We start from the raw sequence: 14,998 nt of genomic DNA on the forward strand, positions 1-14,998 counted from the left end.
TTTCTTAATAAAACCCAATAAAAAAGAGAGCTGATGCTCTCTTTTTTATGAACACTCATGAGTTATAAAGACGCAGATAAAAAAGCATCAACCTCATCTCGCCAAGGCACTGATGGTTGAGCACCTGATCTTGTTACAGCAATAGCAGCAGCAGCATGAGCAAATTTAATTGCAGACATCATTGGTTGCTCTTCTAATAACGCCGTAATAAAAGCACCATTAAAAGTATCTCCTGCCGCAATAGTATCTACAGCTTTAACTTTAAAAGCAGGAACACAACAACCTTGATGACCTATCTGGCTTACCCAAACACCGCGACTACCCAAAGTAATTAGCACTGTATCAATGCCTTTATTATGTAAAATATTAGCTGCTTCTTGAGCACTTTCATCATCGATAACTTTTATACCCGTTAAATATTCAGTCTCAGTTTCGTTTGGAGTAATAATATCGACTAAAGAAAGTAAATTATCTGGTAAAGCCTGCGCGGGTGCTGGATTTAATATAACCTGCACTTTTTCTTGATTGGCAAACTCAGCCGCTTTTAAAACAGAATCAAGAGGTGATTCAAGCTGCATTAATAAAGCAGCAGCACCTTTAATAACGCCAGCATGACGTTCTACATAATCCGTATTTAATCGACCATTCGCGCCAGAATGAATACCAATAACATTTTCACCGTGCTGATTAACAAAAATTAGCGCTACGCCCGTGGCTTCATTTTCAATTAATTCAATACTGTTGATATCTATATTATCTGTTAATAACTGTGCTTTTGCTTTCTTACCAATATCATCATCGCCCAAACAAGCAAGGAAAGTAATATTAGCGCCACAACGTCCCGCAGCAACAGCTTGATTAGCACCTTTTCCACCAAAAACCATTTGAAAATGATTGCCTGAAACAGTCTCACCAGGAAGCGGGAAATTGGCAACATTAAGAATATGATCAGCATTAACACTACCTAAAATCACAAGTTTCTTTGCTTCCATATTTTTTCCTTACTCTCTGGGTAATATGTTCTAAATGTATGGCATAAATGACATTCAATATTTTAAACCGATCATCTCAGCAACATAAATGAAAAAACGTGATCACTATCGAAACGTTTCGCTGCAAAAACAAAAAAGAACCAAAAATAAGCTATATAAAGCTGAATCGATTTTTGTTATAAACGAAAGGAATACAAATTAAATGTTTATCTGTATATCGTACTTCGTTTTCTGATATTTTCTTTTAAGAGCAATAATAAATCCCCTTATTAGGAGTTTTTATGCAACTAGCGGAACGGATCTCACAATTGAGCCAATACCTTGAAACTGGGCTTTATGAGCGCCAGTCAACGATTCGCCTTTGCTTGCTTGCCGCATTAAGTGGAGAAAGTGTTTTTCTACTCGGTCCTCCTGGTATAGCTAAAAGTCTTATAGCAAGAAGAATGAAAGAGGCATTTAAAAATGCTAAAGCTTTTGAATATTTAATGACCCGCTTTTCTACACCAGAAGAGATTTTTGGTCCATTATCAATTCAAGCTCTAAAAGATGAAGGAAAATACCAGCGCTTAACAGAAGGCTACCTTCCTAATGCAGAAATTGTTTTTCTTGATGAGATATGGAAAGCTGGCCCAGCTATTCTCAATACATTATTAACTGCAATAAATGAACGCAAATTTCGTAATGGCGAAACAGAAATTGCTATTCCAATGCGTTTATTAGTCTCTGCATCAAATGAATTACCAGATTCGGATAGTAGCCTTGAAGCTCTTTATGACCGTATGCTTGTTCGTATTTGGCTAACTCCAGTTCAAGAAAAGAAAAATTTTCGTGCATTACTCGTCAATAAAGAAGTTGAGTCTTTTAATGTTCCAGAGCAAGTGCAAATTACAGCTGAAGAATTTAATCGTTGGCAATCTGAATTAGAAAAAGTCACACTTGATGACCATCTATTTGATTTAATTTATCAACTAAGACAATCATTAGAAAAAAGTGATGCAGCACCTTATGTTTCAGATAGACGATGGAAAAAAGCAGTGCGACTTTTACAAGCGAGTGCTTTTTTTAATGGCCGTAGTGCTATTTCACCGCTTGATTTTATCTTACTACGTGATTGTCTTTGGCATGACCAAGCATCATTTGCCTTACTTGATAAATTATTGCAAAGTTTATTAACCGAGCAAGCTTACCACCAGCTAGAATTAATAAGAAAAACAGAAACACTCTGGGCTGAGTGGATGCAATCAACAAGAAGTAAGCAAGACCAACAAGCATTTCGCTTTGAAAAACAAAGTGGCATGTTTGGTAGAAAAATTCATTTTAATCTATCAGAAAAAATGCAAGCAGATAAATTTACACTGTTTTTGCATATTCCTCTGCATATCCACAGTATCCAGGTTAATTTTATTACCATTGAAAAAAAATCATTAGAAAACTTTTTAGACAAAGGTGATGAATTATCTGCACGTTTAAATGGCATTGGTTTCCCGCAACCTATTACGGCACAAATCCGCCAAGATGGAGTATTAGAAATACTTGATGTTAGCCGTCGAACCACCTCTCTTTATCAACAACAAGAAGCCATAATCACTACCGTTGAGAATAATAAAGAGTGGCTAGATAAATTAAAAAATCTAGCTCAAGAAATTTATAGTGAACAGGAGAAGTTTAATCATCATCAACCAAATCTATTTATTAATGATGATTGGCTTATTTATATTGAGCAAAGCTTTGTTCAGTTAAACGAAAAGTTGGCACAATTAAAAAGCCAAATAAAGTGACGATATTATGTTAACACTTTCAACGATAGATATGCTTTTAGCAATAAATGAAGGACAGTTAATAGAAGAAGTTATTGTGGCATTACTCGCATCTCCTCAATTAGCTGTATTTTTTGAAAAACATCCCAGATTAAAAAAAGCATTACTAAAAGATATCCATCAGTGGAAAAAAAATTTACAGCAACGAGTAAAAGAAACATTAGTTCCTACAATGATTGCTGATGAATTTGCACTTTATCAGCAAACTCAATCCTTAGGTAATGCGTTATTTAATCAAAAAACGGCACAAATTCTTATTGAATTAAATAAATTAGAATCTTCTTTTACTGAAGAAGCTTCTCAGCTATGTAAAAACAACACACCTTTTACTTCAGCACAACAGGCACTATTTATTCAGCGTTGGCGTATTAGCTTAATATTTCAAGTTACGACCTTACATAAAATGTTGTTTGAACAAGAGCAAGAACAACTACTAGCAGAACTTCAAGAGCGCCTCGCACTAAGCGGTAGTTTAAGTAATACCTTTGCTGAAAATGAACGTGCTGCGGGTCGTTTATGGGATATGAGCAAAGGCGTTCTTACAAAAACCCCTTATGATGAGAAAATAATTCAAAGGTATAGTGATTTTCTTGATCAACAACCTGAATTGCACAAGCTTGCTAGTTTATTAGGCCGCAGTAAAACAGCGAAATCGCTCCCTGAAGAAAGTGTTATTTTTGAGCCGATCACTATAGTAGAAAAAGCACCAGACACTACACCAGAACAAGTGAATGGTATCGGTCTTAGTGATGATGTGTTACGTCTTCTTCCTACCGAACTGGCCTTATTAGGTGTCGATGAAATAGAGTATGAGTTTTATCGAAAATTAATAGAAAAACAGCTTAATACTTACCGTTTACAAGGCGATAACTGGCAAGAACGCACTGTATTGCGCCCAGTAACCCATCATCATGATGAAGAGCGTCCTAGAGGACCTTTTATTGTTTGTATTGATACATCTGGTTCCATGGGGGGCTTTAATGAACAGTGCGCTAAAGCTTTCGGCTTAGCATTAATGAAAATCGCGCTTGCCGATAATCGTTCATGCCATGTGATGCTATTTTCGACAGAAATCATTCATTATCAATTATCATCACCTCAAGGATTACAAGAACTTATTAAGTTTTTGAATCAAACATTTAGAGGAGGAACGGATTTGAGTGCTTGTATGGAGAATGTAGCCGATAAACTTAATAGCCCAATATGGAAAGATGCTGATGCTGTCGTTATCTCTGACTTTGTTGCCCAAAGGTTACCCGAAAACCTAATCAACAAAATTAAAAAAAGCCAACAGCAACAGCACAATCGCTTCCATGCGGTTACCCTATCCAATTACGGTAAACCCAGTATCATGAAAATATTTGACCATATATGGCGTTTTGATACTGGATTAAAAAGTCGTTTACTTAGACGCTGGCGCCAATAATTACAATATATCAGCGAAGGCTAAACGGGTTTCTTTTTCCCATACACCACATTGAACTTGTCCAATATGCTCTTTTTGCAGCAACAACATCACTAAACGAGATTGGCCAATACCACCACCAATAGTTTGTGGCATATCGCCATGAATTAATGCTTTGTGCCAATCTAATTCAAGACGTTTAGTATCATCAGTTAATGTTAATTGGCGCATTAACGTTTCAGGATCAACACGGATACCCATAGATGATAACTCAAATGCATCTTGCAATACTGGATTCCATACTAAGATATCGCCGTTTAGTCCTGCAAAACCTTCTTCGTTTGGAGTTGTCCAGTCATCATAATCAGGAGCTCTGACATCATGAGATTCACCGCTAGAAAGTTTACCGCCAATACCAATTAAGAAAACAGCACCACAATCTTTAGCTATCGCTTTTTCACGACCTTTTGCATCAAGATCAGGATAACGACTCAGTAGTTCTTCAGTGTGAATAAATTGGATTTGATCTGGTAGGAACGGTACCAGACCAAATTTTTTGCTGACGGCTTCTTCAGTTTCTTTTATTGCCTGATAGATTTTACCCACTGTCTGTTTGAGATAAGGAAGTGTGCGATCCTTATCTTCTATCACTTTTTCCCAATCCCACTGATCAACATAAACTGAGTGGAGCTGGGTTAAGCGATCTTCGTCAGGTCTCAAGGCTTTCATATTTGTATATAAGCCTTGACCTGAGCTAAATCCAAAACGACCTAATGTTTTACGTTTCCATTTTGCTAATGAATGAACAATTTCAAATGTGGAATCTGGTAAAGATTTCACCTTAACCTGTACCGCCTTCTCATGCCCAGATAAGTTATCTTGAGTTCCGTCACCAAGACGACTTAAGATCGGTCCTTGAACTTCAATCAGCTCTAATTCTTTTTCTAATGCAGATGAAAAATATGATTTAACAAAGCTAATTTGTTGCTGAGTTTGAATGAATGATTTTTTCATTTTTTATATCCCTAGTGGCGGTGTCGTCATTTGCTGATATAGATTAAGCAACAAAACAGGCACTAAATTCAATATACTTCATTAAAAATAGCCTTTACTGTTTTAAATCGTTAAAAATAACACGATAAAATTGTATTATCGTTAAAAACAAGGGGAGTTTATGGACAATATTTATCAGATCGATAATCTTGATCGTGACATACTTCACGCATTAATGGCGAATGCGAGAACACCTTATGCCGAATTAGCTAAAAAATTCGCAGTTAGCCCTGGAACAATTCATGTTCGTGTTGAAAAAATGAAGCAGGCAGGAATAATTACAGGTACACGAGTAGATATTAGTGAAAAGCAGCTTGGATTTGATGTTTGTTGCTTTATTGGCATTATTTTAAAAAGCGCCAAAGATTACCATACTGCATTAGATAAGTTAGATAAGTTAGACGAAGTCGTTGAAGTTTATTATACAACCGGACAATACAGTATTTTTATTAAGGTAATGTGTAAAAGCATTGAGGCATTGCAAGACGTACTTATCAACAAAATTCAGACAATAGACGAAATCCAATCAACAGAAACCCTGATCTCTTTGCAAAACCCGATAATAAGGACGATCAAGCCATAAGGGTAAATTCTTATTTTTTTTTATAACCATATTATCCACAGGTAGATCCCAAGTGATTCACAGCGTACAATAGCGCGTCTTGAACATAAGGAGATCATAAATGAAAAAAGTCACTCTAATTAGTGGCAGCACCATGGGTAATGCTGAATATGTCGCAGAACACCTTTCTGAGATCTTATCTGAAAGTGGTTTTGAGACTTCACTGCATCATGGACCTTCACTTAATGATCTTCCACATGAAGGGATCTGGCTGGTGGTCACCTCAACACATGGTGCAGGCGATCTTCCCGACAACTTACAGCCTTTTGCTGATGAAATATCTGCTAGTTCTCTTGATCTAAGTAAGGTGAAATTTGGTGCTATTGGAATAGGTAGCAGTGAATATGACACTTTTTGTGGTGCAATAAGAACACTGGATCAGAAATTAACGGAAAAAGGGGCTATTCGTTTAGGATCTACCCTAGAAATCGATATACAGAAATATGACATTCCTGAAGATCCAGCTGAAGAATGGTTGGCATCTTGGATAAATTTACTATAAATCGAACAAAAAAACAGCAGTCAGATGTGGATAACTATGCTTAAAAGCAGGGGTTAACCGGTAGTTATCCATTGTATAAGCCTCTATCAATAAATGACCTGTGCATAACTAGCCTTTTTGATCCCAGCTTATCAGCAGATAGATCACGGGTCATTCACAGTATATGATCCTTTACAGTTTTATGATCTTTAAATGGAAAATCCACTTATCCACAGAGGATCGCTTCCTTAATAAAAGATCTAATAAAGAGATCTTTAAATAAAAAGATCTTTAAATAATTACCTACGGATTCGTTAACTTGTATCTCTGAAAAAGTTGAGTAGAATTCGTTTTCCCAATGCAACACATTTAGCATTCGTAACATTTAAGGTTCACACATGTTTTATCCAGAACACTTTGACGTCATTGTGATCGGTGGTGGTCACGCCGGTACAGAAGCCGCTATGGCTGCAGCTCGTATGGGGCGTCAAACCCTATTACTGACCCACAATATTGATACTTTGGGCCAAATGTCTTGTAACCCAGCTATTGGTGGGATAGGTAAAGGGCATCTGGTAAAAGAGATTGATGCTATGGGTGGATTAATGGCAACCGCCATTGATCATGCTGGTATTCAGTTCAGAACATTAAACGCTAGCAAAGGCCCAGCAGTTAGAGCAACCAGGGCACAAGCTGACAGAGTTCTTTATCGTCAAGCAATACGTACAACACTAGAAAATCAACCTAACTTAATGATTTTTCAACAACCAGTTGAAGATCTTATTGTTGAAAATGATCAAGTAACGGGTGCTGTAACTCGCATGGGATTAAAATTTCATGCTAAATCAGTGGTATTAACGGTTGGTACTTTCCTCGATGGTAAAATCCACATTGGTTTAGAAAACTACAGTGGTGGTCGAGCCGGTGATCCGCCTTCAGTATCTCTATCACACCGTTTACGTGAATTACCGTTACGAGTTGGCCGACTAAAAACAGGCACACCACCTCGTATTGATGCAAGAACTATTGATTTTAGCCAATTAGCGCCTCAATTAGGCGATGATCCAATGCCTGTTTTTTCGTTTTTAGGTAATGTAGATCAGCATCCTGAACAAATGCCTTGCCACATCACATACACTAACGAAAAAACACATGAAGTTATTCGTAATAATTTAGATCGTAGCCCAATGTACGCTGGGATCATCGAAGGAATAGGACCTCGTTATTGCCCGTCTATTGAAGATAAAGTGATGAGATTTGCGGATCGTAATTCACATCAGATCTTTTTAGAGCCTGAGGGCTTAACGAGTAATGAAATATACCCTAATGGTATTTCAACAAGTCTTCCTTTTGATGTTCAAATGCAGATAGTTAATTCAATGAAAGGCATGGAAAATGCCAGGATCATCAGACCTGGCTATGCTATTGAATATGACTTTTTCGATCCACGAGATCTAAAACAAACACTAGAAAGTAAATTTATCAACGGTTTGTTTTTTGCTGGACAAATTAACGGTACAACAGGTTACGAAGAAGCCGCAGCACAAGGCATGTTAGCTGGACTTAATGCAGCCCGTTATGCCTTTGATCAAGAAGGTTGGTTCCCTCGTCGTGATCAAGCATACATTGGTGTTCTTGTTGACGACCTTTGTACACTTGGAACAAAAGAACCATATCGTATGTTTACTTCTCGTGCTGAATATCGCTTGATGCTACGTGAAGATAATGCAGATTTACGCTTAACAGAAATTGGTCGTGAATTAGGTATGGTTGATGATGAGCGCTGGGCTCAATTTAGTGAAAAAGTTGAACTAGTTGAAAAAGAACGTCAGCGTTTAAGAAATATTTGGGTACATCCTCAAGCTGATAATATTTCAGAAATCAATGGACTACTAAAAGCACCGCTGTCTAAAGAAGCTAATGGTGAAGATTTGCTTCGTCGTCCTGAAATGACTTACGACGTATTGAAAAAACTATCTCGTTTTGCGCCTGGTATTGATGATTCAAAACCACAAGCAGCTGAACAAGTTGAAATTCAAGTAAAATACGAAGGTTATATCAATCGTCAGCAAGAAGAGATCGAAAAGCAATTACGTAACGAAAATGCCGCGTTACCTATTGATCTGGACTATAAACAAGTTAGCGGATTATCTAACGAAGTGATCGCTAAGCTTAACGATCACAAGCCAACATCAATAGGTCAGGCTTCAAGGATCTCAGGTGTTACACCTGCTGCTATCTCCATTTTACTTGTTTGGTTGAAAAAGCAAGGTTTACTACGCAGGAGTGCATCATGAGTAACTTACTTAATCGGCTAAAGAAGCTGGCTAAGCAAGCTAATATTGAGCTAACAGATATCCAAGCTGAAAAGCTAACGGGTTATGTTGCAATGCTGGATAAGTGGAATAAAGCATACAATTTAACGTCGGTTCGAGATCCTCAGCAAATGCTTATCCGTCATATTTTAGATAGCATTATAGTAAGTCAATATCTTGAAGGTGAGCGTTTTATTGATGTTGGGACTGGCCCTGGTTTACCAGGAATACCACTTGCGATAATGCGCCCCGATCACCACTTTGTCTTGCTTGATAGCTTAGGTAAACGCGTACGCTTTATGAAACAGGTACAGCATGAGTTAAATCTCAGCAATATCGAACCTGTACAATATCGTGTTGAAGAATATCAACCTGAGCAATCTTTTGATGGTGTTATTAGCCGAGCTTTTGCATCAATGAAAGATATGCTTTCTTGGTGTTCTCATTTAGTCGCAAAAGAGCATGGTCATTTTTATGCACTCAAAGGGCAAATCCACCAAGAAGAATTAGATGAACTAATAGAAAATGGATTAAAAGCGCCTGAAAAAGTTATTGCTTTGGCAATACCTGAATTGAATGAACAACGTCATTTGGTGATTATTTAACCTGCTCTTTTGTTTTTTTTCGGATATTTTTTCGTTATTTGTGCTCTGGCGATAACATTTACAATGTTATCGCCATTTGCTTTAGTGATGAGGTAATAAAATTTTAATTTTTACCTATTCATTACAATTAATTAACATATTTGTGTTTTTTGATTTAATTAACAATGCAACCACTATTTTTTTATTTTTATTTCTAAAATAAATTAGTCATTTTATGCATTAGAAAAATTATTAATTTATTTAATTAAAAATACGCTATTTATTTTTCAATTAGCATGAAATTGTTCAAAAATAGGCAGTTATTTGTTAACTCCATTATATTATTTATGAAATAACCTTTATTTTTACTTCTTTATTTGCGCGCTAGATCACATTATTTATTTCTTTAAATTTTATTATTTTGACTCTTTTTGTCCTTAATCATTTTTCATAAATGGAACCTTCGTAAAAAATTTAAATTAATCTTCACTTTTTCGCTACTTATTGATTGAATTCATTGCCACGCCCCGTATAATTTGCTCGTTTTTGTCACTTGACACTTTATAGCAAAGACAGTTTGATACATCATTCAGCAATACCTTTTACGATAGCTAGTCTGGAGAATACAAACGTCATGTCTGTCTCCCTCTACAGCGGGAAAGTTGCACTGAAACTGTTATTTTTGCAGTTTATGACTTTTGTTATTCTCAGTGCGGGTTTCTACTTAAAGAGTACAGACTGGAGCTTTTCAGCTTTTTTAGGCGGAATAGCATGTTGGTTACCCAATATTGCTTTTTTATTATTAATCCGTTTACAAGAAGCGACTGAAGAAGATGCTCCAGTTCGCATAAACTGGCTTTTTGCTTTCAGTGAAGGGTTGAAGGTTATACTATCAATAGCCTTGCTGATAGTTGCTTTAGGAGTGTTTAAAGCGGCATTTGCACCTCTGGTCATGACCTACTTAGCGGTGCTTGTTATGCAGGTCGTTGCACCAGCCGTCATAAACGGTTAGCGTTTTTAACAACAAAAGGGTAATTGGCATCATGTCTGCATCAGGAGAAGCATTAACCACTAGAGACTACATAGGTCACCACCTGAATAACCTTCAGTTGGACCTGCGTACTTTCGAGTTGGTCAATCCCCTTGCTGAAAATACGCCATCATTCTGGGTGTTAAATATTGACTCACTTTTCTTTTCAGTACTAATGGGAGCTCTATTCCTGTGGCTGTTTAGAAAAGTAGCAGTAAGAGCAACCAGCGGCGTACCGGGAAAATTCCAGACTGCAGTAGAAATGATCATCGGTTTCGTTGATAGCAGCGTCCGTGATATGTATCACGGAAAGAGCAAGGTCATTGCACCTTTGGCATTGACTGTGTTCGTTTGGGTGCTGTTAATGAATGCCCTGGATTTATTACCAATCGACTTCATCCCTTATATCGGTGAACACATCTTAGGGTTACCTGCGTTGCGCATAGTTCCAACTGCTGACGTAAGTATTACTCTTTCGATGGCTATTGGTGTATTTATCCTGATTCTCTTCTACAGCATTAAGATGAAGGGCATAAAAGGGTTTACTAAAGAGCTGACGTTACAGCCTTTTAATCACCCAATTTTTATTCCTGTAAACTTGATTCTGGAAGGGGTAAGCCTGCTATCAAAACCTGTTTCACTCGGTCTTCGACTGTTTGGTAACATGTATGCAGGTGAACTGATCTTTATTCTTATTGCTGGTCTGTTACCGTGGTGGTCACAGTGGTTATTAAGCCTCCCTTGGGCGATATTCCACATACTGATTATTACGCTACAAGCCTTTATTTTCATGGTTCTAACGATTGTTTATCTATCGATGGCATCTGAAGAACATTAATTATTAACTCTTTGAAGAAATAACTGAAACAAACTGGAGACTGTCATGGAAAACCTGAGTATGGATCTGCTGTACATGGCTGCCGCGATTATGATGGGGTTAGCTGCAATCGGTGCTGCAATCGGTATCGGAATCCTCGGTGGTAAATTTTTAGAAGGTGCTGCTCGTCAGCCTGATCTGATCCCTCTTCTGCGTACACAGTTTTTTATCGTTATGGGTCTGGTTGACGCCATCCCTATGATTGCTGTGGGTCTGGGTCTTTACGTGATGTTTGCTGTTGCCTAATGAAGGTAACTAGCAGTAAATGCATCAAGTTAGTTTATAACCAAGAAAGAGGTATTGTGCTGTGAATTTAAATGCAACAATCCTCGGCCAGGCCATCGCATTTGTCCTGTTTGTTCTGTTCTGTATGAAATTTGTATGGCCACCAATTATGGCGGCCATTGAGAAACGTCAAAAAGAAATTGCTGACGGTTTATCATCTGCAGAACGAGCTAAAAAGGATTTAGATTTAGCGAAAGCCGATGCAGGCGAACAGCTAGCGAAAGCAAAAGCAGAAGCCCAAGTAATCATTGAATCAGCGAATAAACAACGCACTCAAATGATTGAAGAAGCTAAAGCAGAAGCAGAGCTAGAACGTAGTAAGATCGTTGCACAAGCTCAATCCGAACTGGATGCAGAGCGTAAACGTGCTCGTGAAGAACTGCGTAAACAAGTCGCAATGCTGGCTATCGCAGGTGCCGAGAAAATTATTGAACGTTCCGTGGATGAAGCTGCTAATAGCGACATCGTTGATAAACTGGTCGCTGAACTGTAAGGAGGGAGGGGCATGTCTGAAATTGCAACGGTAGCTCGCCCCTACGCCAAAGCAGCTTTTGACTTTGCTGTGGAAACCCAGACTGTCGATAAATGGCAGGTAATGCTGGCGTTCACCGCTGAAGTAGCACGCAATGAGCAGGTAACCGAATTACTTTCTGGTTCTTTAGCATCAGAAAAACTGGCAACCATCTTCATCGACCTTTGTGGCGAACAACTAGATGAGCATGCTCAGAATTTAATTCGTGTTATGGCTGATAATGGCCGTTTATCAACGTTGCCCGAAGTATTGAGCCAATTTAACCAATTACGCGCAATACTCGAATCAACGGTTGACGTTGAAGTAACTTCTGCCATTGAGCTAACTAAACAGCAGCTAGCTAACATTTCTGCAGCGATGGAAAAACGTCTATCACGCAAAGTGAAGCTGAATTGCAAAATTGATAAGTCTGTTATCGCAGGCATGATTATACGCGCCGGTGACCTCGTCATCGATGGCAGTATTCGTGGCCGTTTAGAGCGTTTAACAGACGTCTTGCAGTCTTAAGGGGACTGGAGCATATGCAACTGAATTCCACTGAAATCAGCGAACTGATCAAGCAGCGCATTGCTCAGTTCAATGTAGTGAGTGAAGCTCACAATGAAGGTACGATTGTTTCCGTTAGTGACGGTATCATTCGTATCCACGGTTTAGCCGAAGTTATGCAGGGTGAGATGATCGCACTGCCGGGTAACCGTTTCGCTATCGCACTGAACTTAGAGCGTGACTCTGTTGGTGCGGTTGTGATGGGACCTTATGCTGACTTAGCAGAAGGCATGAAAGTTAAATGTACAGGTCGTATTCTGGAAGTACCTGTTGGCCGTGGTCTGCTTGGCCGTGTGGTTAACACACTGGGTGAGCCGATAGATGGTAAAGGCGCTGTAGAGCATGATGGTTTCTCACCTGTTGAGATGATTGCTCCTGGTGTTATCGACCGTCAATCAGTAGACCAGCCAGTGCAAACGGGTTACAAATCAGTCGATGCCATGATCCCTATCGGTCGTGGACAACGTGAATTGATCATCGGTGACCGTCAAACAGGTAAAACTGCTCTGGCTGTCGATGCGATTATCAACCAACGTGACTCTGGCATTAAATGTATCTATGTCGCTATTGGTCAGAAAGCCTCTACTATTTCGAACGTTGTTCGTAAATTAGAAGAGCATGGCGCGTTAGAAAACACCATTGTTGTTGTTGCTTCTGCATCAGAATCAGCAGCACTGCAATACCTAGCTCCTTATTCAGGTTGCGCAATGGGTGAATACTTCCGTGACCGTGGTGAAGATGCCCTGATTATTTATGATGACTTGTCTAAACAGGCTGTCGCATACCGTCAAATTTCACTGTTACTTCGTCGTCCACCAGGACGTGAAGCATACCCAGGTGACGTTTTCTATCTGCACTCCCGTTTACTTGAGCGTGCTGCTCGTGTAAATGCTGAGTACGTAGAAGCTTTCACTAACGGTGAAGTTAAAGGTAAAACCGGCTCTCTGACTGCGTTACCTATTATCGAAACGCAAGCAGGGGACGTTTCTGCATTCGTTCCAACGAACGTAATCTCTATTACTGATGGTCAGATCTTCTTAGAATCTAACCTGTTTAACGCAGGTATTCGTCCAGCTGTTAACCCAGGGATCTCTGTATCTCGTGTTGGTGGTGCAGCTCAGACTAAGATTATGAAGAAACTTTCTGGTGGTATCCGTACTGCACTTGCGCAGTATCGTGAGCTGGCAGCATTCTCACAGTTCGCTTCAGATCTGGATGATGCTACCCGTAAACAATTGAACCACGGTCAGAAAGTGACTGAATTGCTGAAACAGAAACAGTACGAACCAATGTCTGTCGCACAACAGTCTTTAGCACTGTATGCAGCAGAACGTGGTTATCTGGAAGATGTTGAAATTTCACAAGTTGTGCCATTTGAAGCTGCATTATTAGCTTATGCTTCTCGTGAACATGCTGATTTACTGAAAGAAATCAACCAGACCGGTACTTATAACGAAGAGATCGAAGCTAAGCTGAAAGGCGTGCTCGAAAACTTCAAAGCGACTCAGTCCTGGTAATAACTATTCGGCCTGATAGTAATATTGGGCCGTCTGGTTCATGAGGAGAAGCAGAAATGGCCGGCGCAAAAGAGATACGTTCGAAGATCGCCAGTGTGCAAAACACACAGAAGATCACTAAAGCGATGGAGATGGTCGCCGCGTCGAAAATGCGTAAAACGCAGGAACGCATGGCAGCCAGCCGTCCTTATGCAGAAACCATGCGCAGCGTGATTGGTCACCTTGCGCTAGGGAATCTGGAATACAAACATCCATACCTCGAAGAGCGGGAAGTTAAACGTGTCGGGTACCTGGTTGTTTCGACCGACCGTGGTTTGTGTGGTGGTTTGAACATTAACTTGTTCAAAAAACTACTGGCAGACATGAAAGAGTGGTCTGAAAAAGGTGTACAGGTAGATTTAGCACTAGTGGGTTCTAAAGCTACGTCATTCTTTGGCTCTGTGGGCGGGAATGTTGTAGGTCAAGTAACCGGCATGGGCGATGATCCAAAACTGTCAGACCTTATCGGTCCAGTTAATATCATGTTGCAGGCTTATGACGAAGGTCGTTTAGATAAACTGTATGTGGTGGCAAATAAGTTCATCAATACCATGGCTCAAGAGCCTAAAATCCTTCAGGTTTTACCATTACCAGCGGGTGATGATGAAGAGCTGAAAGAAAAATCTTGGGATTATCTGTACGAACCTGATCCTAAGGCGTTACTGGATACTTTACTGCGTCGTTATATCGAATCGCAGGTTTACCAGAGCGTCGTAGAGAACTTAGCGAGTGAGCAGGCCGCCCGAATGGTCGCGATGAAAGCCGCTACAGATAACGGTGGTAACCTGATTAAAGAATTGCAATTGGTGTACAACAAAGCACGCCAAGCAAGTATTACTCAGGAACTTACAGAAATTGTGTCTGGTGCAGCCGCGGTATAACAGCTAGGTTTACGAATTACGT

General features: G+C 39.3%; 15 protein-coding genes. 13 read left to right on the top strand and 2 right to left on the bottom strand.

The window, feature by feature from the left end; genetic code table 11:
• Positions 1-62 precede the first annotated feature (62 nt).
• Positions 63-992: a ribokinase gene (rbsK, locus tag PH4a_RS06765; protein WP_129038743.1), complete on the bottom strand. Its 930-nt coding sequence runs from the start codon at positions 990-992 to the stop codon at positions 63-65.
• Between the two features lie 281 nt (positions 993-1,273).
• Between rbsK and ravA the strand changes: the two genes are divergently transcribed.
• Complete coding sequence (gene ravA / locus PH4a_RS06770; protein ID WP_129038745.1) at positions 1,274-2,770, top strand: ATPase RavA; 1,497 nt, start codon at positions 1,274-1,276, stop codon at positions 2,768-2,770.
• A 7-nt stretch (positions 2,771-2,777) separates the two neighbouring features.
• A complete protein-coding gene (gene viaA / locus PH4a_RS06775) occupies positions 2,778-4,235 on the top strand; it encodes an ATPase RavA stimulator ViaA (RefSeq protein ID WP_129038747.1) in 1,458 nt (485 codons plus the stop codon).
• Here the strand turns inward: viaA and asnA are convergent, their stop codons facing one another.
• A complete protein-coding gene (asnA, locus tag PH4a_RS06780; RefSeq protein ID WP_129038750.1) occupies positions 4,236-5,228 on the bottom strand; it encodes an aspartate--ammonia ligase in 993 nt (330 codons plus the stop codon).
• A 160-nt stretch (positions 5,229-5,388) separates the two neighbouring features.
• Between asnA and asnC the strand changes: the two genes are divergently transcribed.
• From asnC to atpG, 11 genes are all read left to right on the top strand, one after another.
• A complete protein-coding gene (gene asnC, locus PH4a_RS06785) occupies positions 5,389-5,850 on the top strand; it encodes a transcriptional regulator AsnC (RefSeq protein ID WP_129038752.1) in 462 nt (153 codons plus the stop codon).
• Between the two features lie 100 nt (positions 5,851-5,950).
• Positions 5,951-6,391 carry an FMN-binding protein MioC gene (gene mioC / locus PH4a_RS06790; protein WP_129038754.1) on the top strand — a complete coding sequence of 147 codons (441 nt, stop codon included), beginning with the start codon at positions 5,951-5,953 and terminating at the stop codon, positions 6,389-6,391.
• Positions 6,392-6,768: 377 nt separating this feature from the next.
• Positions 6,769-8,667 carry a tRNA uridine-5-carboxymethylaminomethyl(34) synthesis enzyme MnmG gene (gene mnmG / locus PH4a_RS06795; protein WP_129038756.1) on the top strand — a complete coding sequence of 633 codons (1,899 nt, stop codon included), beginning with the start codon at positions 6,769-6,771 and terminating at the stop codon, positions 8,665-8,667.
• Complete coding sequence (rsmG, locus tag PH4a_RS06800; RefSeq protein WP_129038758.1) at positions 8,664-9,290, top strand: 16S rRNA (guanine(527)-N(7))-methyltransferase RsmG; 627 nt, start codon at positions 8,664-8,666, stop codon at positions 9,288-9,290. The genes mnmG and rsmG overlap by 4 nt, the downstream gene beginning before the upstream one ends.
• A gap of 613 nt (positions 9,291-9,903) precedes the next feature.
• Positions 9,904-10,281 carry a F0F1 ATP synthase subunit I gene (gene atpI / locus PH4a_RS06805; protein WP_129038760.1) on the top strand — a complete coding sequence of 126 codons (378 nt, stop codon included), beginning with the start codon at positions 9,904-9,906 and terminating at the stop codon, positions 10,279-10,281.
• A 31-nt stretch (positions 10,282-10,312) separates the two neighbouring features.
• Positions 10,313-11,137: a F0F1 ATP synthase subunit A gene (atpB, locus tag PH4a_RS06810; RefSeq protein WP_064718346.1), complete on the top strand. Its 825-nt coding sequence runs from the start codon at positions 10,313-10,315 to the stop codon at positions 11,135-11,137.
• Between the two features lie 45 nt (positions 11,138-11,182).
• Positions 11,183-11,422 (top strand): F0F1 ATP synthase subunit C, encoded by a 240-nt coding sequence (gene atpE, locus PH4a_RS06815; protein ID WP_004246596.1) that lies wholly within the window; start codon positions 11,183-11,185, stop codon positions 11,420-11,422.
• Between the two features lie 61 nt (positions 11,423-11,483).
• Positions 11,484-11,954 (top strand): F0F1 ATP synthase subunit B, encoded by a 471-nt coding sequence (atpF, locus tag PH4a_RS06820; protein ID WP_064718348.1) that lies wholly within the window; start codon positions 11,484-11,486, stop codon positions 11,952-11,954.
• Between the two features lie 12 nt (positions 11,955-11,966).
• A complete protein-coding gene (atpH, locus tag PH4a_RS06825) occupies positions 11,967-12,500 on the top strand; it encodes a F0F1 ATP synthase subunit delta (protein WP_129038762.1) in 534 nt (177 codons plus the stop codon).
• A 14-nt stretch (positions 12,501-12,514) separates the two neighbouring features.
• Entirely contained in the window at positions 12,515-14,056 is a 1,542-nt protein-coding gene (gene atpA / locus PH4a_RS06830; RefSeq protein ID WP_064718353.1) for a F0F1 ATP synthase subunit alpha, read from the top strand.
• 56 nt (positions 14,057-14,112) lie between these two features.
• Positions 14,113-14,976 (top strand): F0F1 ATP synthase subunit gamma, encoded by an 864-nt coding sequence (atpG, locus tag PH4a_RS06835; RefSeq protein ID WP_064718355.1) that lies wholly within the window; start codon positions 14,113-14,115, stop codon positions 14,974-14,976.
• The last annotated feature ends 22 nt before the right edge of the window (positions 14,977-14,998 follow it).

The sequence above is a fragment of the Proteus hauseri genome (assembly GCF_004116975.1).
GTDB lineage: Bacteria > Pseudomonadota > Gammaproteobacteria > Enterobacterales > Enterobacteriaceae > Proteus > Proteus hauseri.